We start from the raw sequence: 22,017 nt of genomic DNA, 5'->3' as shown, positions 1-22,017 counted from the left end.
GTCGGGCGCGGGCCGGGGGTGGTTCGGCCGGGTGGGGCTCAGGTCGTGGCGCGAAAGGCACGCAGCCGCATGGAGTTGCCGACGACGAACACGGAGGAGAGCGCCATGGCGCCGCCCGCGATCATCGGGTCGAGCAGGCCGGCGGCGGCCAGTGGCAGCGCGGCGGTGTTGTAGGCGAACGCCCAGAAAAGGTTCGACCGGATGATCGTGAGGGTGCGCCGTGAGAGCCGGATCGCGTCCACCGCCGCGAGCAGGTCGCTCCGGACCAGGGTCAGGTCGGCGGCCTCGATCGCGGAGTCGGTGCCGGTGCCCATCGCCAGACCGAGGTCCGCGCGGGCCAGGGCGGCGGCGTCGTTGACACCGTCGCCCACCATGGCGACCGTGTGCCCCCGCTCCTGCAACTCTCGGACCACGTCTACCTTGTCCTGCGGCAGGACCTCGGCGACGACGTCCTCCTCGTCGATGCCGACCTGTCGGGCGACCGACCGCGCCACCGCGCTGTTGTCACCGGTGAGCAGGACGGGTCGGAGCCCCATTCGCCGCAGGCGCGAGATCGCCTCGGCGCTGGACTCCTTCACCGCGTCGGCGACCTCCAGGACGGCGCGGGCGGAGTCGTCCCAGGCGACGAGCACCGCCGTACGGCCCTCGGCCTCCGCCGCCGCACGGACCCGCTCCAGTTCGGCGGGCACCTTCACGCGCCTCTCGCGCAGGAGCCGTTCGTTTCCGATCAACACCGTCCGGCCCTCCACCACCGCCCGCACACCGAGACCGGGGAAGCCGGTGAAGTCCTCCGGGGTCGCGAGCGGGCCCACCCGTTCCGAGGCCGCGTCGGCGACAGCCCGCGCAAGCGGGTGTTCGGAGGCGTGCTCCGCGGAGCCGGCCAGTCGCAGGACCTCGTCCTCGGAAACGCCCTCGCCGGGGTGGACGGCCAGCAGAGTGGTGCGCCCCGTGGTCACGGTGCCGGTCTTGTCCAGCACCACGGTGTCGAGTCCACGCGTCGCCTCCAGCGCCTCCGGCCCCTTGATCAGGACGCCGAGTTGGGCGCCGCGACCGGTGCCCACCAGCAGGGCCATCGGGGTGGCCAGCCCGAGGGCGCACGGGCAGGCGATGATCAGTACGGCGACGGCGGCGGTGAAGGCCGCCGTCGGACCCGCCCCCCGGCCGAGCCAGAGCGACAGCGTGGCCAGGGCCAGCAGGATCACCACCGGGACGAAGACCCCGGATATCCGGTCGGCCAGACGTTGTGCCGCCGCCTTGCCGCTCTGGGCCTCCTCGACCGACTTCGCCATCCGTGCCAGCTGGGTGTCGGCGCCCACCCGGGTGGCCTCGACCACCAGCCGCCCGCCCGTGTTGACGCTGGCGCCGGTCACCGCGTCGCCCACCGAGACCTCGACCGGCAGCGACTCCCCGGTGAGCATCGAGACGTCCACGGCCGAGTGGCCCTGGACCACGGTCCCGTCCGTGGCCACCTTCTCTCCCGGTCGTACCAGGAAGCGGTCGCCCACCGCCAGTCGTTCGACGGGTACGGAACGCTCGCCGTGGTCCGGCCCGACGACGGTCACGTCCTTGGCACCCAGTTCCAGCAGTGCCCGGAGCGCGGCGCCCGCCCTGCGCTTGGACCGGTTCTCGAAGTAGCGCCCGGCGAGGACGAACGCGGTCACCCCCGCGGCGGCCTCCAGGTAGATGTTCCCGGAGCCGTCCGACCGGGCGATGGTCAGCTCGAACGGATGCGACATGCCCGGCATGCCCGCGGTGCCGAAGAACAGTGCCCACACGGACCAGAGGAAGGCGGCGGACGTGCCGAGCGAGATCAGGGTGTCCATGGTGGCGGTGCCGTGCCGGGCGTTGACCAGGGCGGCACGATGGAACGGCCATCCGGCGTAGACCACCACCGGGGCCGCGAGGGTCAGGGAAAGCCACTGCCAGTACGTGAACTGGAGGGGCGGGATCATCGCAATCGCGATCACCGGAACGGCCAGGGCGACCGCGGTGATCAGCCGTTGTCGCAGTGCCGTCGACTGATCGCTCTCCGCGTCGGTGTCCGCCCGGGGGTCGGTCGTGGACGGCGCGGTCTCGCGGACCTCGGGCGCCTCGGCCGAGTACCCGGTGGCCTCGATGGTGGCGATCAGGTCGGCGACGGTGACCCGGTCGGAGGCGAAGCGGACCGTGGCCCTCTCCGTGGCGTAGTTGACCGTGGCGGACACGCCGTCCAGCCGGTTCAGCTTCCGCTCGATCCGGGCGGCGCACGAGGCGCAGGTCATCCCGCCGACGGCGAGTCGCACCTCGGCCTCGGCGGCCGTCTCTGGACTGGTGGTCATCGGGGTTCTCCTTCGTGGATACCCCCGGCTTCAGCCGGGGAGGAAACGAAGCTCCTGCGGAGCAGGGCAGGGAAAGCCGGTTCGCCGCCAGGGCGGACCGGCGTCCACCGACCACCGGCCAACCGCCGCCTCTCACACCAAATCTGATACAATGTGAGGCATGACGCAGCAGGTCAAGCGGGCTTTCAAGTACCGCTTTTACCCCACGGGCGAGCAGGCGGCTGAGCTGTCGCGCACGTTCGGCTGCGTCCGCCTCGTGTACAACAAGGCGCTGGAGGAACGAACTCGGGCTTGGTACGGCGAGCAGCGCCGTGTCTCCTACGTGCAGTCGTCGGCCGCGCTGACTCAGTGGAAGAAGACCGAGGAACTCGCCTTCCTGGCAGAGGTGTCCTCCGTCCCGCTCCAACAGGCCCTGCGCCACCTTCAGACGGCGTTCGGGAACTTCTTCGCCAAGCGCGCCAAGTACCCCCGGTACAAGAGCCGGAAGAAGTCCCGCGCCTCGGCTGAGTACACCCGCTCCGCTTTCAAGTGGCGCGAAGGGCAACTGACCCTGGCCAAGATGGCCGAGCCGTTGGACATCCGCTGGTCGCGCCCCCTGCCGGAGGGCACGGTACCGACGACGGCGACCGTGTCCCGCGACAGCGCCGGGCGCTGGTTCGTGTCCCTGCTGTGTGACGACCGCATCACTTCGGCCCCGGCCACAACGAACGCGGTCGGCATCGACGCCGGGATCACCTCCCTCGTGACCCTGTCCACCGGGGAGAAGATCGCCAACCCTCGGCACGAACGCCGTGACCGTACCCGTCTCGCCAAGGCGCAGCGTGAGCTGTCGCGGAAGGCGAAGGGCTCCGCGAACCGGGAGAAAGCCCGGAAGCGGGTCGCCAAGGTCCACGCGCGGATCGCCGACCGGCGCCGGGACTTCCTGCACAAGCTGTCGACTCGGCTCGTCCGTGAGAACCAAACGGTCGTGATCGAGGACCTCACCGTCCGCAACCTGCTGAAGAACGGCAAGCTCGCGCGCGCCATCTCCGACGCGTCGTGGACGGAACTCCGGTCGATGCTGGAGTACAAATGCGCCTGGTACGGGCGCGAACTCGTCGTGATCGACCGCTGGTTCCCCAGCTCCAAGCTGTGCGGGGCCTGCGGCACGGTCGCGGCGAAAATGCCGCTGAACGTCCGCGAGTGGACGTGCGACTGCGGCACGGTGCATGACCGCGATGTGAACGCGGCACGCAACATCCTGGCCGCCGGGCTGGCGGCGTCTGCCTGTGGAGACGGTGTAAGACCTCAACGGGAGTCCTCCCGGACGGGGCGGTCGTCGATGAAGCAGGAACCCCAGCGGGCGACCGCTGGAATCCCCCGCCTTTAGGCGGGGGAGGAAGTCAAGGTTGGCTCCCGGGGCGGATGGGATGGGGGGTGGTGGTGAAGACATTCGTGGCCGGCCGCGTGTCTCTTCGTTCGGACTGCCCGGACCACCTGGGGTCTTATACCGGTGGGGGGTATCCATCGGCTTTCGCTCATGTATACCCCCACCCCGTATGAAAGGCAAGCCTGGATCGATCAGGGAGCACATACCGGTAGGGGGTATGTTGAGCTGCTGTGACGGTGCGCTCGGCGCCGCGGAACCGACAAGCGCTCCGCGGGCCGCGTTCGCGGACGCGCCGGAGCCGCGGAGGGGAGCCGCGCCGTCCCGGTCACGCCATGAGGCAGCGCGAGGCCACCGCCCGGCGCCGCGTTCGCGCGCCCGAGGGCGGCGGTCTCGGCGGCGCCCGGTGCCGAGACGGCCCCGGCGGTGCCGGGAGGGGCGGTGCCGGGAAGGGCGGGCGGCGGCCCTACCGTCGCCGGACGGCTCGCAGGACCACGAACCTGGGGTCGCTCGCCACCACCCGGCTGTCGCCGAACAGCCGACGCAGCCGGACGTGGTAGCCGAGGTGCCGGTTGCCCACGACCCACAACTCGCCCCCGGGGCGCAGCGCCCGGCGCGCGTCGGCGAACATCCGGCGGGCCGTCGCGTCGGTCGTCGCCTGGTGGGAGTGGAACGGCGGGTTGTTCAGGACGAGGTCCACGCTGGCGTCCGGGACCCCGGAGAGGCCGTCACCGACCCGGAACTCCGCGTGCCCGGGCACCCCGTTCGCCTTGTAGGTCTCCTCGGCGGAGGCGACGGCCTGGAAGGACTCGTCGGTGAAGAGCACCTCCGCGCCCGGGTCGGCCAGGGCCACGGCGGTTCCCACCACACCGTTGCCGCATCCCAGGTCCACGACGCGACCCGCGCGCGTCGGCGGGAGGTGCCGCAGCAGCAGCCGGGTCCCGACGTCGAGTCGGTCGGCGCAGAAGACGCCCGCGTGGTTCACCACGGTCCGTCCCGACACCGCGCCGACGTCGTCGGGAAGCGAGTAGCTCGACGGCCATCGGTTGGCGGGGCGCCTCAGCGTGGGATCGGGCGCACAGAAGATCAACCGGGCCTTTCGTTCGGCCGGCGAGGTGCGGGTCGGGCCGAGGATCCGCTCGAAGAGCGCCAACGTCGAGGTGTGTATCTCCTTCACCATGCCGGTGCCGACGATCACCGTGTCGGCGTGCACCGCCGGTGCCAGCCGCAGCAGCTGGTCCTCCAACAGCGCCAGGCTCTTGGGCACCCGCACCAGGAGCGTGTCGATCCTGGCGGGGGGCGTGTCCCTGGTGGTCGACAGCCGCACCGTCCCGGGCGCGACGCCCGCCCGCGCGAGGTTGGCGCGGGTCGCCTCCCGAGTGAGATGGGACTCGGTGATCTGCGTCGGCTCGAACTCCGCCAGCGCCGTCACCAGCGCGCCCCAGCGGTCGCCGACGACGACCAGAGGCCCGGACGGCGGGACCTCCCGCTCCGCGAGATGCCGAAGAAGGTAGGTGTCCGCGGCGTCCCAGGCACGCAGCCGGTCCCGGGGGTCCTCCGGGTAGCGGGTCGGTCGGAACTCGCCCCACGGGGTCTTCATAGGGTCGCTGAGGTCGCTCATCGTGCGTCCAGGCTAGCGGAACCGCAGATCAGGCCCGGTCGCGCTGACCCGGACCCGCACCCCTGGGGCCACCGGGGGACGTGCCGGGATCACCGATCCCCCTCGCGACGCCCCTCCAGTCCGTCGCGTCGATCGTCGCGACGGGCGCGGCCGACCCCCTCGGTCCGGTCGAGTCTCGTGCCGAGCGACGCCGGCGGGCCCGGACTTCTCGGCGCGCCACGACGACCCCCTCCGGTCGACGCAGTACCGTCCCCTGTCAGCACCGAAGAGAGGGGGCACCGATCCGTGCTCGGGCGACCGTCTCTTCGGTACGGACGTGGCTTCGGCCTGCTCTGGGCGTCCGTGGTCGTCTCCGGGTTGGGGAGCGGGATGCGCTACGTCGCCCTTCCGCTGCTCGCCGCGGAGTTGACCTCCGACCCGCGCAAGGTCTCCCTGGTGTTCCTCGCCGGACAACTGCCGTGGCCGCTTGTCATGGTGACCGCCGGAGTGGTGGCCGACCGCTTCGATCGGCGCCGCCTGATGTACTCCGTGAACCTGGCGCGGGCCGCGGTGGCCGGTCTGCTGGCCGTCGCCATCGCGATGGGGGACGGAACCCTGCTGCTTCTCATGGCGGCGGCCGCCGTACTCGATCTCGGCCAACGCTTCTACCTCGGGGCCTGGGCGGGAACCGTTCCCGTGATCGTGCCGCCGGCCGCGCGGGACCGGGGCAACGCCGCGCTCCAGGGTGGCTCGGTGGCGGCGACGCTGACGGTGGGAAACCCGGTGGGCGCGGTTCTGTTCGACATCGACCAGGCGTTGCCGTTCGCGTTCGACGCCGCGTCGTTCCTGATCTCGGCCCTCCTGGTGGCTCTGCTGCGTGGGCGGTTCCGGCAGCGCTCGGAGCCCGGTCCCGGCGCCCGGACCACGCTCTACCGGCAGGCCGCCGCCGGATTCGGCATGTTGTGGCATCACCCGCTGCTGCGCCGCATCGTGGTGCTCGCCGCGCTCTGCAACTTCGTCGGCGCCGCTCAGATCGCCATCGGTGTGCTGTTCGCCCGGGACGACCTCGGGCTGAGCAGCACGGGGTTCGGGGTGCTGGTGGCCGCCTTCGGGGTGGGCAGCCTGCTCGGCTCCCTGCTGGAGGGTCGGCTGGTCGGTTTCCTGGGCAGGGGAGGGGTGTTGTACGGGGCCATGGTCGCCGGTGGCATCGCCGCCCTGGGGATCGGACTCGCCGGTTCCGCGGTGCAGGCCTGGGTGTTCATCGCCGTCTACGGCCTCGCGATGACCCTCTGGACGGCCACGGTCAACACGGTGCGTCAGGCGTGCGTGCCCGGCGATTACATGGGGCGCGTCACCATGACGCACAAGACCCTGGTGCGCGCCGCGGCGACCCTGGGAGCCGGCGTGGGCGGACTCGTCGCCCACGCCCTCGGACAGCGTGGGGTCTTCCTCATCTCCTCCGCCCTGTTGTTCGCGGGGGTGCTGGCGGGCGGCAGGGGCCTGCTGCGCCGGGAGGAGGGGGTGTGATGTCGCGGCGATCTCGTCGATCGGTGCCGGCCGGCCGCGGGCAGGTCGTCCTCCGTCCCGGTCAGCCCGGCACGGCGGACGGCGCGGGGGCGCCGGGAGGCGGACAGACCTCGATCACCGCGCCATCGGTCGACGCCTCCGCGCTCACGCTCTCGACCAGGTGCCGTGCCGGTCGCGTGGCGACGGCGGCGGCGTCCTCGGGGCGCGGCAGCGCGAACCAGACGACCTTCCCGCCGTCTCCCTCCGGGGTCGCCCCCCAACTCTCGCTCAGCGAGGCGACCAGGGCGAGGCCCCGGCCGTGGGTGGCCAGCGGGTCGGCCTCGCCCGGCACCGGCAACCGCGGGTCGCGGTCGTGTACCGAGACGGTGACCCGGTCGAGCAGCAGCTCCATCGCCACCGTGCACGTCTTGTCGGGGTGGGCGTGGAGGTGGACGTTGGTGAGCAACTCCGTCACACCCAGCGCCGCCCGGTCGATCAGGGAATCCAGATGCCAGTAGCGCAACTGCGCGGAGACGATTCTGCGGACCTGGCCGATCCGCGACGGCAGGGCCTGGAGCTCCACCGTGCAGTGCCTGCTCGGATGACTGATCACGGCTGCGACTCCCCGACGTAGAGGTCCGGAAGAACACGACGGATGGATCCGGCAGGCGCCCTTGCGGGCCTCGCCGCCTGCCGTCACGACCGGCGGGCTGGTTCGCAGCGTTGTCGCCGGTGAACCCAGAGTGACGTGAGAACAGCGTGACGCAAGGGATGGAGTGCCGCAACTCACGTCGGGGTCAGTCGTCCCGCCCGGCGGCCCGCCGCACGGCCTCGATGAAGCGACGGGCGGCGGGAGCCTCCGGCCCGCCCCCCGAGGGGTCGCTGTCCAGTGTCAGCCGGTAGCGGTTGCCGCCCAGGTCCGCCAGCGCGCGGTCGCCACCGGAGAACCAGGGGCGCGAGGCCCGCACGGCCCGCACCGGGGCGCTGTCGATCTCGGTGTCGTAGCTGGTCAGCAACTCCAGCCTGCCGCCGCTGATCCGCACCTTCCCCGCGCGGGTGAGCGACCGCAGTCGCCTGTCGATCCGCACCCCCGTGGCCGTGTACTCCGGCTCCGTCATGGCCGCCCCTCATAGCGCGTCGGTGCGCCGGACCGGCCCCGTGCGGCGGTTCCGGCGCGCACCGTGTTCCCCTCTGCCCGCGGCGGGACCTGCCCGCCTGATGCAGTCTGCCCGCCGCCGGTGCCGCACACCAGTACGTGCTCCGCCCGGATTCGTGCGAGATCTCGTCTGCGCCGGGCCGTGCGCGGGTCACGCGCCCCCGATGTGCGACGGTGAGCCGGCTCTGACCACCCGGCGGCGTCCGCAACCGCGCTTGGAGGTCCCCAAAGATGTGTTTATGCAGGTGAGAGGGGTGTTGAGGGCGTTATCATCGGAGTGTCGGGCGCGCGCCCCGTCGTCCCGGCGCAGTGTAAGGAGCCCCCGCCGTGACCACACCAGCATCGATCCGAGCCGCCCGTGCCACCCTCGACGTGGACCGCAGCGACCCGGACTACCGAGCGTGGCTGAAAGACGCCGTACGCAAGGTGCAGGCCGACAGCAACCGTTCGGCCGACACCCACCTCCTGCTCTTCCCGCTCCCCGAGCACTGGGGGATCGACCTGTACCTCAAGGACGAGTCGACCCATCCGACCGGCAGCCTCAAGCACCGACTCGCCCGCTCGCTCTTCCTCTACGGCCTGTGCAATGGCTGGATCCGTCCGGACCGCCCGGTGATCGAGGCCTCCAGCGGTTCGACGGCCGTCTCCGAGGCCTACTTCGCCAACCTGATCGGCGTGCCGTTCATCGCGGTCATGCCGCGTGGCACGAGCGCCGAGAAGATCCGCCTGATCGAGTTCCACGGTGGCCGGTGTCACTTCGTGGACGACTCCCGCCGGTTGTACGAGGAATCCGCCCGTCTGGCGGCCGAGACGGGCGGCCACTACATGGACCAGTTCACCTACGCCGAGCGGGCCACGGACTGGCGCGGCAACAACAACATCGCCGAGTCCATCTTCCGACAGTTGCGGCTGGAGCGGTTCCCCGAGCCGGCCTGGATCGTGGCGACCGCAGGCACCGGCGGCACCTCCGCGACCCTCGCCCGCTACGTGCACTACATGCAGTACGACACGCGTGTCTGCGTCGCGGACCCGGACAACTCCTGCTTCTTCGAGGGTTGGACCACCGGTGACCAGGACGTGGTCTGCGAGAGCGGCTCCCGCATCGAGGGCATCGGTCGTCCCCGCATGGAGCCCAGTTTCGTCCCCGGTGCCATCGACCGGATGATGAAGGTGCCGGACGCCGCGAGTGTCGCCTCCGTACGGGCTCTGGAACGAGCGATAGGCCGCAAGGCGGGCGGCTCCACCGGCACCGGGTTGTGGAGCGCTCTCAAGATAGTCGCCGAGATGGTGGCGGCGGGGGAGCGCGGCAGCGTGGTCACCCTGTTGTGCGACCCGGGGGAGCGCTATCTCGACAAGTACTACTCGGACACGTGGCTGGACGAGCGGGGTCTGGACATCGCTCCGTACACGAGGGCGATCGAAAGCCTGCTGCGCTCGGGCGTCTGGTCCGACTGACCCCGTCCCCCACCCGACCCCGGCCGACACGGAGGCGAACCTCCCGTCGCCGCCGTCGATCGACCACACCCACGGGGCCCGGCGGTCGGCCCCGCGCCGGCGACGGCGATCCGGCCGGCCTCGGGGAGAGTTCGTGTCGAAAGGTGTGCGAGGGCCCTCCGGCGGCGATCCTGCCAGCACGTGGACCGGATGTCCTCGACGACCGTCCGGCCGTCGGGTGGCGGGCCGGGTGCGCCCCCGAGCGGAAGCGCGGCGCCCCCGAGGACGCCGCCGTCGGGGATCCCCGACAACGTTCGGTGTGTCGAGATTCGACGAGGCGTCGGCTGGGGGCGCGAGTGGACACGACAAGGACGGGGGACCTGGCGGTGGGCCCCGGCTCCCCCGCCCGACGTGGCGGGACCGAACGCGCCGCCCTGGAACTCCTGGTGCACGGTGTGGGAGGCGCGACACCGCAGCGGATGCTCGACGACCCGAGGACCGTCCGCGTCTCCGGCGACGGGACGGCGGCCCTCTTCCGGCGAAGGGCCGACGCGGACGCCGAGTCCGACCCCGAGCGCCGGCGCCCCGTCCCCGAGGCCTACGTGTGGTGCAATCTCACCTCCGGCGACGCCGGCCGCGCCCTGTGGCTGCTCCTGCTGCCGTTCATGGTGGTCAACCTGGCCCACTGGATGCGCCCACCGGCGACGGGTGGCGAGCGCGCGGCCCGCCTGTACGGCTTGCTGCTACGGCTCCTCGGGCTCACGCTGACGGTGCTGTTCGTCGCCACCGCCTGCGAGGTCGCCCTCGACCTGGGGGCCTGGCAGTGCGCCGGCTCGCCGACCTGCGCGACCCGATTGCCGGTCACGGACTCGTCCTCCCTCGCCGGCCGGGACGCCGGCTGGTGGGGCGTTCCCGGGCGGAGGCTCGCGGCGGCGGCGCTGGTGCCCGCCGGGCTCACCGCACTGCTGTGGTACCTGTCCCTGCGCACCTGGCGCGACTACGAGGCCCAGGAACCATTGGACCGGCCGTCCAAGGAGCCCGGCGACTCCGGATTCACCGCCCTGGGCCGACCGGGCTTCTGGTACGGGCGCCGCCTCGTGGCCCGGCTGCGTTCCGCGCACACGGCGGCGGGCCTGTTCACCGTCGCCGCGGCGGTCGGCGCACCCGCCGCGGCGTTCGACCGGGCGCGGACGGGCTCCGCCCTTCTCGACGTCCTGGGATGGGTGTTGATGGCGGCGCTCGCCGGGGGATTCGTGGTCGTGACGTACGTGGTCTGTCGCCGCGGCCGGAGCGAGATCCGGCTGGACCGCGCCCTGGACGGTCACCTGGTACGACGCCTTCCGACGGCCGCGCTGTCGCTGCTCGTCCTGGCCCTCGTCTACGCCTGCTGGGCACGCCCGGGTTGGGAGAGCGTCGGGCGGTTGCCCGGCGGCCCGGTCTTCGGCGGGATCGCGCTGGCCCAGGGCCTTCTGATCTGCTCGCTCGTCGGGGTGACGGCCGCGCTCCGTCGATCCGGGGACGACCCGCGTGCCGCCCTGCGCGGCTTCGGAGGTCCCGCGGTCGCCGTGCTGGCCTGCGCCCTCGGCGCGGTGATGTCCGCGGGCCTCGTCCAACGGGTCTCGGACTGGCTTGACGGGGCCGAGGCGCCCGCGCTGACGACGTGGCAGACCTCCGCGATCCCTCCGCTGCTCACGCTGGTGCCGGGGCTGTGCGGTGCGCTCGCCCTGGGCGCCTGGGCGCGGGCCCGGTCCGGCTTCCCCGGAGCGGCCCCTCGCTCTGCCGACGGCGGCCCGGTCACCGGAGCCCGGGGACCGGACACCGCTCGCGCCCGCCGGGTCGCCACGATCCGCGCCATGGCGACGCTGACCGACCGCGCCTCCCTGGTGGTCGCGGTCACCGCCGTCGCGGCCTTCCTCTGCGGCGCCTGCGCCCTCGCGTGCGCCCTGGCCACGGACCGGGCCCCGGCCGACGCGGCGAACTCCGCCCCCGACCTGGTGCGCGGGGCCGTGCGGACCTCCCAGGCGTTGGGGTCCTGGCTGGTGGGCCTCGGGCTGGCGGCGTTCCTCGCCTGGGGACGCCGTGCCTACCGGGACACCGGAGCTCGCCGCACCGTCGGCATCCTCTGGGACGTCGGCACCTTCTGGCCGCGCGCCACGCATCCGTTCGCCCCGCCCTGCTATGCCGAACGTGCCGTGCCGGACCTGACCTGGCGGATCGTGACCTGGACGCGTGCCACCGGGGGAAACCTGGTCCTCTCCGGGCACTCCCAGGGCAGTGTGCTGGCGGCGGCGGCGGCCTGGCAACTGGACCCCGTGACGCGCGGCCGGGTCGGGCTGCTCACCTACGGCTCACCCCTGGAGCGCCTCTACGGGCGCTGGTTCCCGGCGCACTTCGGTCCCGCCGCGCTCCGATCCCTGCGGACCCAGGTGGCCTGTTGGCGGAACCTCCACCGGCTCACCGACCCGATCGGGGGGCCGGTGGGCCTGGTCGAGGTCGACCGCGAGCCTCTCGCGGACCCCCTGTCGTTCCGGCGGACCGACCGCCACCCGTTGCCCTCGCCGGTGCTCGGCCACTCCGACTATCAGGCCGACCCGGTGTTCGCCGAGGAGCGTCGAGAAATTCTCCGCCGCCTGGCCACCGAGGTGCCCGGGCCGCGCGAGGCCGAGCCGACCGGTGGGGCGCGGGCCGTCAGGGGAGAACCGGCAGATCCTCCACGTGCAGAAGGGTGAGGTCGTCGGTGCTGGGGTCGGCGTGCTGGGCGACCCGACTGGCGTGGCGTTCCACCATGGCCTCGAACGTCTGTCGCGCGGTCCGGCCGTTGCCGAAGGCGGGACCCTTGGGCAGTGCCGCGAAGTACGCCAACAGGTTCTCGCGGGTGCCGGGCGCGAGATGGTACTCGTGCTCCTCGGCCTGCTGCTCCACGATCCTCAGCAGCTCCCCGGGACCGTAGTCGCCGAAGGTGACCGTCCGGGAGAAACGGGAGGCCACACCGGGATTGACCGACAGGAAGCGTTCCATCTCGGCGGTGTATCCGGCGACGATGACCACCACCGAGTCCCGGTGGTCCTCCATGAGTTTCACCAGGGTGTCGATGGCCTCCTTGCCGAAGTCGCGGCCCGCGTCCTCCGGAGACAGAGCGTACGCCTCGTCGATGAAGAGCACACCGCCGTGGGCGCGTTCGAACGCCTCCTGGGTGCGTATCGCCGTGGAGCCGATGTGCTCGCCGACGAGGTCCACGCGGGAGACCTCGACGAGGTGCCCCCGTTCCAGGACCCCGAGAGAGGCGAGGATCTCGCCGTACAGGCGGGCCACCGTCGTCTTTCCGGTCCCCGGCGAACCGGTGAAGACGAGATGGCGCTTGACGGAGGCCGCCTTCAGCCCGGCTCGTTGGCGCCGTCGACCCACCTCGATCATGTCGGTGAGCGCCCGGACCTCCCGCTTGACGCTGTCCAGGCCGACCAAGGCGTCCAGTTCGCCCATCACCGTCCGCGCGGTGCGCGAGGGGCGTTCGGGCTCGGCGACCCGTACGGCGGGCTCCTGTTCGCCGGAGCGCTGCACCGGGATCATGCCGAGCAGTCCCGTGGTTCCCGTCGTGGGCCGTACCGTCGGGGACGGCACCGGGGGCGCGAGAAGCGACTCCGCGCTCTCGTCGCCGGTGCACTCCTCCACGAGTGGGCCCGCCTCCGCGACGGAACCGGCGGGCTCCGCTCCCGCGAACTCGTAGCCGCCCCGCGCGCAGCGCTCCGTACGGCACCCCCGCAGGGTGGTCCGGCAACCGTCGATGACATGGAAGCCGTAGCCGTCGCTGTCCGTCACCCGGCAGCCGACGAAGCTACCGCGTCCGCCCGCCGAGACGTAGAACCCGGCCTCGGAGGGGGACCCCACGGTGCAGCGCTCGACGGTCGGGTCCGCGCCCTTGGTGACGATCACGCCGGTGCGGGTGTCGTCCAACGCGCAGTTGCTCAGGGTGCCCCCGCTGCCGTGGTCACGGAACCACGCGCCCGTAGAGGCCTCGCGGACCCGGCAATCGTCCAACTGGGCTGTGGCACCGTCGCTCACCGACACGGCGGTGTTGCGCACGCGGGAGAACTCGCTGTCGACGACATCGGCGCGGGATCCCCGGTCCAGGACGAACAACGCGTCGGGCACGTCCCGCACCCGGCACGAGTCCAGCACCGCCGTCGCGCCGTCGCTCACCCAGACCGCGGGATAGTCGCCGGTGCTGTCCGAGATCTCGCACTGGTCGGCGTCCACCCGCGTGCCCGGGTCCCACACCGACAGGCCGTTGCGCCCGAACTGCCGCACGCTGGTCCGCGTCAGCGTCAGCACCGAACGGGACCGAAGATCCACGGCGTTCTCCGGGATGTCGTGGATCCGACAGTCCGCGAGGGTCAGCACGGCGTCGGTGTCCAGGGTGACGCCGTCGGAGGTGGTGCGGCGCACCTCGCAGTCGGTCAGATGCGCCGTCGCACGCGTCGTCACCTGCACGCCGTTGCCCCGGACCTCGTACACCTCGCATCCGACCGCCTCCAACCCGGTGCCCTCGCCCGTGGCGGACAGCCCCGAGCCCCCGGAGTGGTGGACGCGACACCGCGCGAGGCGAGGCCGGGCGCCGGATCGCACCGCCACCCCCGCCTGCCCCGCCGCCAGGACCTCGCAGTCCTCGAAGGAGCCACCGGCCCCGTCGACGACGGCGATGCCGATTCCGGCGGGGTTGTCGACCGTGCAGCGCCGGACGGTGGGCCGGGCCCCGCCGCGGACCTCGATGCCCACCGCGGAGCGGGTGACCACGCGGATGTTGGACAACTCGGGCGTGCCGTCCTCCACGAGCAGGGCGGGCGCCGTGGTGTCCTGCCCCTCCACGTGCAGGTCCTCCACGATCGCCGACGCCCGCAGCACGAGGGGCACCCCGTCGCTCGGGGCGATCCGGACCGAGCCGCCCGTCCCCACCGGCCCGCGCAACGTGACGGCCTGGTGGACCACGAGGTTCTCCCGGTAGGTGCCGGGGGCAACGGTGAGCACGTCGCCGTCGGCCGCCGCCTCCAAGGCGGCGGCGAGCGAAGCGTATTCCCCCGTTCGGCGCCGCCACCGCGACGTGCCGGTGTGCGTCACCTGGACCGTGCCCTGTGCCATGGTGCTGCTCTGCCCCCACCTCGTCGTAGCTGACGGTTCGTTCGCTCCCGGGGCGCGGCGGCGCGGCGTCCTCGCCGCGCGGATCCGTACCGAGGCCCTCGGCGGCTCCACCGTAGCGTGCGCGCGCCAACGGGGTTGACGGTAGGCGCAATGCCGTTCGACCGACTCAGAGGGTCCGCACGCCGTCGCCGCGGGCGCCCCGGACCGGCCGGGCGGGGGAAGACCCCGGGCGGGGCGAACCGACGGCGCGACCCGTCGTCGTGCGGAGCCCGCGCGGGACTCGACAAGGCCGACCCGGCGGCGGACTACGCGACCACGACGACCGGGTCGCCGACCCTGACCGTTCCCGTGCCCAACGGCACCAGATTCTGTCCGAACACCAGCCTGCCCTCGCGCTTGCGATGGCGCCCCAGGGTGTGCAGCGGTTCCCGGCCGCGCGCGGCCGTCGACTGGTCCGTGGTGGTGACCACACACCGGCCGCACGGCTTGGCCACACGGAACTCCACCTCGCCGATCGCCACACGTCTCCAGGCGTCCTCGGCCCAGGGTTCGGTGCCGGAGACGACCACGTTGGGCCGGAAGCGGTTCATCGGAAGCGGCCCTTGGTCCGCGTGCCGCCCCTGCCCGATCATCGTGTTCAGGGCGTCGAGCGAACCGGACGTCGCCAGCAGCAGGGGGAAGCCGTCGGCGAGGGAGACGGTCTCGCCCGGCCGCGCGTACTCGGGGTCGACGGGGCGCCGCGTGGCCGGTTCGTCCAGGTGGACCAGGCGCGCCCCGGCCCCCACGAGCGAGCCGCACCAGGCGTGCGCGGCCGGGTCCTCGGCGGGCAGGGCCTTCACCTCGTCCCGGAAGATCGTCACCCCGACAGTCGCCCCCGACCGCGGTGTCGCCACCGTGAGGGGCGCCGCCCCGGGCGCCGAGAGCCGCACCCCACCGGGGACCTCCTCGGCCGAGGCCAGGGCCAACTCCGGGCGCTGGCGCTGCGTCACGACGCGCCCGGTGGCGTCGATCAGCGCCCAGCGCCGGTCCCCGGCCAGCCCCCAGGGCTCCACGGTGGCCTCGTCGGGTGACCGACCTCGCAGGGACTTGACCGGATGGACGTGGATCGACTCCAGACGCGCGTTCGTCATCGACCCATCCTGTCAGGAGCCTTCGGGGCCCGTGCCCCGCTCAGTAGGCGCGGTACTGCTGGTCCGGATACTGCTGCTGGTAGGGCGCCGGGGCCGGGCGGGGCGCCGCCGGGCGCATCGACTCGAACCCCGCCGGGTTCGGCGCCATCGGCCGCTGCGGGCCGGGGTAGCCGCGTGGCGGCGGCGCCTGTGCGGGGAAGTGGGGCGCGGGCGCCTGCTGCGGCGGGGCGTGCTGCGGGATGGGAGCCTGCGGGTAGCCGTACGACGGCTGGACGGGGGGCGCCGGGAGGGCGGGCACAGTGCCGGGCAGCGCCGGCACGTGGCCGACCGGTGCCTCGTAGGCGGCGGGAACCCGGATGGGCGCGATCTGCGGGGTGCCTCGCTCGGCCACGAGCGAGTCGTAGATCGGGGTCTCCGGGAAAACGGCGGAGTAGTGGCCGCCGCCGTAGGCGGAGCGGGGGGAGGTCATGGCACACAAGTAAAGCCCACGATGTGCCGGTTGGGGAGACTGACAGGAAGGTTGGTTTTCCGTGCCCGTCGCACCCCCTGATCACCTATGCGAGTGAAGTTGGCCAAAAGGTGCATCTTGCGTGACGATCTTCCGGTCGGGGGCGCTTCCTCCCGCTTGCCGCCGGCCGTTCGACCTCGGTGGTCCCGCGACGGGGTTTCTGCCAGGCGTCCCGGGGTGACAGGGTGGGGAAACCAGAATGGACCGTGCGCCGGGGTCCGCCCGGCGACGGGGTGCCGATGGGGGGAGGGACATGTCGATGCCCAAGGGGTCCAACACCCCCGTGCCGACGGCGTCGCTGAGGGTGGAGTTGGGCTGGCGGACCGGGCCCGGCGTACCCGACGCGGACGCCTCGGCGCTCCTGCTCGTGGAGGGCAGGGTCCGCTCCGACGACGACCTCGTCTTCTACAACCAGACCGAACACCCCTCGCGGGCCGTCCGTCACGAGGGCAAGCGGGTGGAGGCGGGTCGCGCCACCGACACTCTCCTCGTGGACCTGGCGCGGGTCGAGCCCTCCGTCACGAGCGTGATCGTGGTCGCCTCGGCAGACGGAGGTGCCTTCGGGGAGGTGCCCGACCTCCGGGTGGAGGTCCGCGACGCGGCGCGGGGCGAGGTCGTCGCCCGCTTCGACGATCCGGGCGCCACCGTCGAGACGGCCTTCGTGCTCGGAGAGTTCTACCGCAGGCAGGGGGCGTGGAAGTTCCGCGCCGTCGGCCAGGGGTACCGGGCCGGGCTCGCGGGGCTCGCCACCGACTACGGCATCTCCGTCGATGACCCCGGGCAGACCCCTCCCGCCGCCCCGCCCGTCGGAAACACTCCCGCACCCGCCGCCCCGCCTCCCCCGACCCCCTCGCCCGAGTCGCCGGCGCCCCGCCCCGCCAAGGTGACGTTGACCAAGGCGGCGCCGTCGGTCTCGCTGACCAAACAGGGTGGCTCCGCCGGCGCGCTCCGGGTGAACCTGAACTGGCGGTCGCGCGAGGAGACCTCCTCCTCCGGCTGGGCCCGCAGACTGGCGCGCGCCGCCTCGGCGCGCGACCTCGACCTCGACCTGTGCGCGCTGTACGAGCTCACCGACGGCCGCAAGGGCGTCGTCCAAGCCCTCGGGAACGCCTTCGGGGACCTCGGCCGACCCCCCTACATCCGCCTCGACGGCGACGACCGCACGGGGGCCGTCACCACCGGCGAGAACCTCACGGTCAGCCTGGACCACCGACAGCGGTTCCGGCGCATCCTGGTCTTCGTCACGATCTACGAGGGCGCCCGGTCCTTCGCCGACCTGCACGCCACCGTGACCCTGCGCCCCGAGCACGGCGCCCCCGTCGACTTCTCGCTCGACGAGTGCACCGTCCCGTCCACCGTGTGCGCCCTGGCGCTGATCACCAACACCGGCCAGGACCTGGTGGTCCGTCGGGAGGCCCGTTACCTGGTCCCCGATCGGGGCGTCAGCCCGCAGCGTGCCGTCGACCGCGCCTACGGCTGGGGCATGAACTGGACACCGGGCAGAAAGTGACCCCCGACCTCAGCTCTTCTCGGGCACCGCCTCGGGGCGCGGGTAGGTGCGGCCCTTCCAGGCCGCTCCCCGTCCTCGGCGGTGTCGCACCGCCGAGGACACCGTCATCAGCAGGTACAGCGAGGCGGTGAAGGGCAGCAGAGGAGCCGAGAGGGCGGGCCGTCCGTGGTGGCGGAGCATCGGCAGATACGTCGCCGACATCACCAGCCACGCCAGGCCGCCGGGGAGCGCCGTCGCGGCCCCGGTCGCCACGAGGCCCACGACCAGAGCCGTCGGCGGCACCAGGTAGACCAGCGCCAGCCCGAGCACGGTCCCCGCCAGCAGCGTCGGCCGGTGCCTCAGCTGTGCGTAGGCGCTGCGCGCGACCATGTCCCACAGGTCGCCCAACCGCGGGTAGGCGCGCACGCTGACCACGCCGTCCGCCAGCCCCAGCCAGACCCGGCCGCCCGCGTTCTTGACGGCGCGGGCCAGCGCCACGTCGTCGATCACCGAGGAGCGGATGGCCTCCGGGATCCGCGCCCGCTCGGCGGCCCGTGACCTCAGCAGGACGCACCCGCCCGCCGCGGCGGCCGTCCGGGTCCCCTCCCGCCCGATCAGGCGGAAGGGGTAGAGCTGCGCGAAGAAGTACACGAAGGCCGGAACCAGCAGCCGCTCCCACGCGCTCGCCGTCCTGAGCCGGGCCATCTGCGACACGACGTCGTACCCGCCCGTCTCGGCCGCGGCGACCAGCCGGCGCAGACTGTCCGGGGCGTGCGCGATGTCGGCGTCCGTCAGGAGCAGGTGATCCGGTGCCCGGTCCTGGGCCAGCTCGATGCCGTGCCGCACCGCCCACAGCTTGCCCGTCCAGCCGGGCGGCGGCGGGCCCGGAGAGGTCACGGTCAGGGGCAGGCCGTGTCGGCTGTGGGCGATCCCGCGCGCCAGCTCGCCCGTGCCGTCCGTGCTGCCGTCGTCGACGAGGAAGACCTCCGCCCGCCCCGGGTAGTCCTGCCCGAGCAGGCAGGGCAGGCTCCGCGGCAGCACGGCCGCCTCGTCGCGGGCGGGCACCACGACGCAGACGGAAGGCCAGGTCCTGGGAGCGGCCGAGGGCGGCAGGCCGACGTCGGTGCGCCAGAACATGCCCCGGCCGAGCAGCAGCCAGAGCCAGACGGCGAGGGACAGGACGGAGACGGCGGATGTCCACAGGGCGACGCTCACGGCCGCAGTCTGCACCACGGAAGCGGGAGCGGAACGTACATCGTCTATCGTGACCGGGTGAAGATCGCGCTCATGGACTCCGGAATCGGCCTGTTGGCCGCCACCGCCGCGGTGCGGCGGCTCCGCCCGGACGCCGAGCTCGTGCTTTCCCTGGACCCCGAGGGGATGCCCTGGGGCGCGCGGACGCCCGAGAAGCTGACGTCGCGGGCCCTGTCCGTCGCGGAGGCCGCCGCCGCCCACCGGCCCGACGCCCTCGTCGTCGCCTGCAACACCGCCACGGTGCACGCCCTGCCCGCGCTGCGGGCCCGTCTCGAACCACGTCTGCCCGTGATCGGCACCGTCCCGGCGATCAGACCCGCCGCCGCGGGCGGTGAGCCCATCGCCATCTGGGCCACGCCCGCCACCACCGGCAGCCCGTACCAGCGTCGGCTGATCGAGGACTACGCCGACGGCGTGGTGGTCGCGGAGGTGCCCTGCCCAGGGCTCGCCGAGGCCGTCGAGCGTGCCGACGAGCGGGCGATCGACACCGCCGTCGCCGCCGCGGCGGCCCGGACACCGGACGACGTCGCCGCCCTGGTCCTCGGCTGCACCCACTACGAGCTGGTCGCCGGACGGATCCGGGAGGCGCTCGCCCGACGGGATCGACCGCCGCCGGTCCTGCACGGCTCGGCGGGCGCGGTCGCCGCCCAGGCACTGCGCCGGATCGGGGCGTCCCCCACGCCGGGCGTGACGCCCGGCGGTGCCGTCACCGTGCTGCTCAGCGGGCGGCCGGGTGTCCTGCCGCTCCCGGCCCTCGCCTACCCGGAGGGGCGAGACCTGACCGAGGTCGCGCCCGCGGGGTGACGCGGTCGCCGAGCCCGACGACACCCGACCGGCCCCCTTTCGCGTCTTCGTCGACCACCCGGGTGGGGGGAGGCTGGGTACGCTCGTAGCCATGAGGGACCGTCCCGGCGCCCAGCCCCCCCGCCCCGCCGTGTGGACCGGTCGGGCCACGAACCGGATGCAGTGGCTGCCGGCCCTGTCCGGGGCCGCGTGCGTGGCCCTCGGTATCGTCCTCGCCGTCGGCTCCACCGGGGGTCCCCAGCTCGTGGCCTTGGTGATGGCCGTGGTGGGCTGTGTCGCGGTGGGCCTCCTCGTCCTCTTCGGGACCCTCGCCTTCGTCCACGTCGCGCTCCGCGTCGACGAGGAGTCCTTGGAGGTGAGGTGCGGCCACGTCGGACTGCCCCGCCGGCGCATTCCGCTCGCCCAGGTGGCCGGGGCGGAGTTCACCCCGATGGTCACCCCCCGCCACTGGGGTGGCTGGGGCTACCGCTGGCGCCCGGAGATGGGCACCGCCGTCGTCGTCCGGCGCGGCGAGGGCGTGATCCTGAGGATGCGGGACGGTCACACCTTGACCGTCACCGTGGACGACGCCGCCACCGCGGCCCACGTCATCACCGACCGGTTGCGACCCCGGGAACCCGACCCCGCGCCCTGACGGCGGCCTCGACCCCCGAGTCCGGCCCCGCTCTCCCGGTGCGCGGGGCCCGCCGTAGACTCCCCGGATGACCCTCATCGCCATGTCGGAGGGCGGGTCGGACCGTAAGCAGCGGCGGACGGGAGCACCGTCGCGCGTCGTCCGACGCTCGCGCGGCCTCGTGCCGCCGGTCGCGGCCGGGATCGCCGGCCTCCTCCTCTACCTCAGCTTCCCGCCCCGCACCGTCTGGTGGCTGGCGTTGCCCGCGCTGGCGATCCTGGGCGCGGTGCTGCGCGGACGTGGCCCGCTGGCCGGGCTGGGTCTGGGCTGGCTCTTCGGCCTCGGCTTCCTGCTCCCGCTGCTGCGCTGGACGGGCGTGGAGGTCGGGCCCGGCCCCTGGCTGGCGCTGGCGACGGTCGAGGCCCTGTTCCTCGCCCTCGCCGGCGCGGGCATCGCCGCCGTGTCGCGCCTGCCCGCGTGGCCCGTGTGGGCGGCGGCGGTGTGGGTCGCGGCGGAAGGGCTCCGCGCCCGACTGCCCTTCGACGGCTTCCCCTGGGGCAAGATCGCCTTCGGTCAGGCGGACGGGGTCTTCCTCCCCCTCGCCGCGCTGGGCGGCACGCCCCTGCTCGGCTTCGCCGCGGCGCTCTGCGGGTTCGGCCTCTGCCAGGCGGTGTCCCTGTTCGGGCGCGATCGTCGGACCGGGGCGGCGCGTCGGGGTGCCGCCGTCACTGCGTCGCTCTGCCTGGTCGTGCCTCCGCTCGGCGCGTGGGCCGCCCGGCCTCTGGTGACCGACGCGGCGGAGGAGGGCACCGCGACGGTGGCGGTCGTCCAGGGCAACGTCCCCCGCGCCGGTCTCGACTTCAACGCCCAGCGGCGCGCGGTGCTGGACTACCACGCCCGGGAGACCGAACGGCTGGCCGCTCTGGTGAGGGCGGGCGACGTCGCCCCGCCCGACTTCGTCCTGTGGCCGGAGAACTCCTCCGACATCGACCCGTTCCGCAACGCCGACGCCCGTGAGGTGATCGACCGCGCGGCACGGTCGATCGGCGTGCCGATCTCCGTCGGCGGGGTGGTCGAGCGCGACGGCCGGCTCTACAACGAGCAGATCCTGTGGGACCCCGCGGAGGGGCCCGTGGACACCTACGACAAGCGTCAGATCCAGCCGTTCGGGGAGTACCTGCCCCTGCGCTCGCTGATCGGGGCGTTGAACCCCGAGTGGACCGCGATGGTCCGCCAGGACTTCAGCAGGGGCGACGAGTCCGGCGTGTTCGCCATGGCCGGAACCCGGGTCGGCCTGGTCACCTGCTACGAGGCGGCCTTCGACTGGGCCGTTCGTTCGGAGGTGCGGGACGGAGCCCGGATGATCTCCGTGCCGAGCAACAACGCCACCTTCGGCCGGAGCGAGATGACCCACCAGCAGCTGGCCATGTCCAGGATTCGCGCCGTCGAGCACAGCCGTGCCGTCGCCGTGCCCGTGACCAGCGGAGTCAGCGCGATCATCATGCCGGACGGAACCGTCGCCCGGAGGACGGGGATGTTCGTCGCCGACTCCCTGGTGGCGGAGGTCCCGCTGCGCTCCTCGCAGACCCCCGCCACACGGTTCGGACCGCTCCCGGAGGCCGTGCTCGCCGCGCTCGCCGTCGCCGGAATCGGCTGGGCCCTCGCCGCCGCGGCGCGGCGCCGTTCGGGGAAACGGTAGAGCCCGC

General features: G+C 73.2%; 16 protein-coding genes. 8 read left to right on the top strand and 8 right to left on the bottom strand.

The genetic code is table 11. The features are described 5' to 3' along the window. Nucleotides 1–38: 38 nt before the first annotated feature. Nucleotides 39–2,318, bottom strand: coding sequence for a heavy metal translocating P-type ATPase (locus tag JEK78_RS01590; RefSeq protein ID WP_200262298.1), 2,280 nt, complete (start codon nucleotides 2,316–2,318; stop codon nucleotides 39–41). Between the two features lie 160 nt (nucleotides 2,319–2,478). On the opposite strand from JEK78_RS01590, the gene JEK78_RS01585 reads away from it, so the two are divergent. Next, entirely contained in the window at nucleotides 2,479–3,687 is a 1,209-nt protein-coding gene (locus JEK78_RS01585) for an RNA-guided endonuclease TnpB family protein (RefSeq protein WP_200262297.1), read from the top strand. 463 nt (nucleotides 3,688–4,150) lie between these two features. Here JEK78_RS01585 and JEK78_RS01580 read toward each other — a convergent pair whose 3' ends face one another. Next, nucleotides 4,151–5,284 carry a methyltransferase gene (locus JEK78_RS01580; RefSeq protein WP_200263937.1) on the bottom strand — a complete coding sequence of 378 codons (1,134 nt, stop codon included), beginning with the start codon at nucleotides 5,282–5,284 and terminating at the stop codon, nucleotides 4,151–4,153. A 306-nt stretch (nucleotides 5,285–5,590) separates the two neighbouring features. Between JEK78_RS01580 and JEK78_RS01575 the strand changes: the two genes are divergently transcribed. Further along, a complete protein-coding gene (locus JEK78_RS01575; RefSeq protein ID WP_200262296.1) occupies nucleotides 5,591–6,811 on the top strand; it encodes an MFS transporter in 1,221 nt (406 codons plus the stop codon). 61 nt (nucleotides 6,812–6,872) lie between these two features. Here the strand turns inward: JEK78_RS01575 and JEK78_RS01570 are convergent, their stop codons facing one another. Further along, entirely contained in the window at nucleotides 6,873–7,403 is a 531-nt protein-coding gene (locus JEK78_RS01570; protein ID WP_200262295.1) for an ATP-binding protein, read from the bottom strand. 184 nt (nucleotides 7,404–7,587) lie between these two features. Continuing rightward, on the bottom strand, nucleotides 7,588–7,908 hold the full coding sequence (locus JEK78_RS01565) for a hypothetical protein (RefSeq protein ID WP_200262294.1): 321 nt from the start codon (nucleotides 7,906–7,908) through the stop codon (nucleotides 7,588–7,590). Between the two features lie 365 nt (nucleotides 7,909–8,273). On the opposite strand from JEK78_RS01565, the gene JEK78_RS01560 reads away from it, so the two are divergent. Further along, nucleotides 8,274–9,401 carry a PLP-dependent cysteine synthase family protein gene (locus JEK78_RS01560; protein ID WP_200262293.1) on the top strand — a complete coding sequence of 376 codons (1,128 nt, stop codon included), beginning with the start codon at nucleotides 8,274–8,276 and terminating at the stop codon, nucleotides 9,399–9,401. 458 nt (nucleotides 9,402–9,859) lie between these two features. Next, complete coding sequence (locus JEK78_RS01555) at nucleotides 9,860–12,109, top strand: hypothetical protein (protein ID WP_242483454.1); 2,250 nt, start codon at nucleotides 9,860–9,862, stop codon at nucleotides 12,107–12,109. On the opposite strand, the gene JEK78_RS01550 is transcribed toward JEK78_RS01555, so the two are convergent. From JEK78_RS01550 to JEK78_RS01540, 3 genes are all read right to left on the bottom strand, one after another. After that, the gene (locus tag JEK78_RS01550; protein WP_200262292.1) at nucleotides 12,069–14,513 is read right to left on the bottom strand and encodes a right-handed parallel beta-helix repeat-containing protein; all 2,445 of its coding nucleotides are present in this window, start codon (nucleotides 14,511–14,513) and stop codon (nucleotides 12,069–12,071) included. The two genes, JEK78_RS01555 and JEK78_RS01550, sit on opposite strands and share 41 nt — an antisense overlap. Before the next feature lie 305 nt (nucleotides 14,514–14,818). Then, complete coding sequence (locus JEK78_RS01545) at nucleotides 14,819–15,643, bottom strand: MOSC N-terminal beta barrel domain-containing protein (protein WP_200262291.1); 825 nt, start codon at nucleotides 15,641–15,643, stop codon at nucleotides 14,819–14,821. 40 nt (nucleotides 15,644–15,683) lie between these two features. After that, entirely contained in the window at nucleotides 15,684–16,112 is a 429-nt protein-coding gene (locus JEK78_RS01540; RefSeq protein WP_200262290.1) for a DUF6643 family protein, read from the bottom strand. Nucleotides 16,113–16,410: 298 nt separating this feature from the next. Between JEK78_RS01540 and JEK78_RS01535 the strand changes: the two genes are divergently transcribed. Continuing rightward, nucleotides 16,411–17,661, top strand: coding sequence for a TerD family protein (locus JEK78_RS01535; RefSeq protein ID WP_200263935.1), 1,251 nt, complete (start codon nucleotides 16,411–16,413; stop codon nucleotides 17,659–17,661). Nucleotides 17,662–17,670: 9 nt separating this feature from the next. On the opposite strand, the gene JEK78_RS23150 is transcribed toward JEK78_RS01535, so the two are convergent. Next, nucleotides 17,671–18,873, bottom strand: coding sequence for a glycosyltransferase (locus JEK78_RS23150; RefSeq protein WP_242483228.1), 1,203 nt, complete (start codon nucleotides 18,871–18,873; stop codon nucleotides 17,671–17,673). 39 nt (nucleotides 18,874–18,912) lie between these two features. Between JEK78_RS23150 and JEK78_RS23145 the strand changes: the two genes are divergently transcribed. From JEK78_RS23145 to lnt, 3 genes are all read left to right on the top strand, one after another. Then, a complete protein-coding gene (locus JEK78_RS23145; RefSeq protein WP_242483227.1) occupies nucleotides 18,913–19,698 on the top strand; it encodes an aspartate/glutamate racemase family protein in 786 nt (261 codons plus the stop codon). Nucleotides 19,699–19,789: 91 nt separating this feature from the next. Next, nucleotides 19,790–20,332, top strand: coding sequence for a hypothetical protein (locus tag JEK78_RS01525; protein WP_200262288.1), 543 nt, complete (start codon nucleotides 19,790–19,792; stop codon nucleotides 20,330–20,332). A 67-nt stretch (nucleotides 20,333–20,399) separates the two neighbouring features. Further along, nucleotides 20,400–22,010 carry an apolipoprotein N-acyltransferase gene (gene lnt, locus JEK78_RS01520; protein ID WP_200262287.1) on the top strand — a complete coding sequence of 537 codons (1,611 nt, stop codon included), beginning with the start codon at nucleotides 20,400–20,402 and terminating at the stop codon, nucleotides 22,008–22,010. The last annotated feature ends 7 nt before the right edge of the window (nucleotides 22,011–22,017 follow it).

Source organism: Streptomyces sp. HSG2, assembly GCF_016598575.1.
Lineage (GTDB): Bacteria > Actinomycetota > Actinomycetes > Streptomycetales > Streptomycetaceae > Streptomyces.
This window is presented reverse-complemented; position numbering and strand designations above follow the sequence as displayed.

Coding starts and splice junctions, on each gene's coding strand:
- JEK78_RS01590 (WP_200262298.1), bottom strand. CDS start 2,318: ATGACCACCAGTCCAGAGACGGCCGCCGAGGCCGAGGTGCGACTCGCC.
- JEK78_RS01585 (WP_200262297.1), top strand. CDS start 2,479: ATGACGCAGCAGGTCAAGCGGGCTTTCAAGTACCGCTTTTACCCCACG.
- JEK78_RS01580 (WP_200263937.1), bottom strand. CDS start 5,284: ATGAAGACCCCGTGGGGCGAGTTCCGACCGACCCGCTACCCGGAGGAC.
- JEK78_RS01565 (WP_200262294.1), bottom strand. CDS start 7,908: ATGACGGAGCCGGAGTACACGGCCACGGGGGTGCGGATCGACAGGCGA.
- JEK78_RS01555 (WP_242483454.1), top strand. CDS start 9,860: ATGCTCGACGACCCGAGGACCGTCCGCGTCTCCGGCGACGGGACGGCG.
- JEK78_RS01550 (WP_200262292.1), bottom strand. CDS start 14,513: ATGGCACAGGGCACGGTCCAGGTGACGCACACCGGCACGTCGCGGTGG.
- JEK78_RS01545 (WP_200262291.1), bottom strand. CDS start 15,643: ATGACGAACGCGCGTCTGGAGTCGATCCACGTCCATCCGGTCAAGTCC.
- JEK78_RS01540 (WP_200262290.1), bottom strand. CDS start 16,112: ATGACCTCCCCCCGCTCCGCCTACGGCGGCGGCCACTACTCCGCCGTT.
- JEK78_RS01535 (WP_200263935.1), top strand. CDS start 16,411: ATGCCCAAGGGGTCCAACACCCCCGTGCCGACGGCGTCGCTGAGGGTG.
- JEK78_RS01525 (WP_200262288.1), top strand. CDS start 19,790: ATGAGGGACCGTCCCGGCGCCCAGCCCCCCCGCCCCGCCGTGTGGACC.
- lnt (WP_200262287.1), top strand. CDS start 20,400: ATGACCCTCATCGCCATGTCGGAGGGCGGGTCGGACCGTAAGCAGCGG.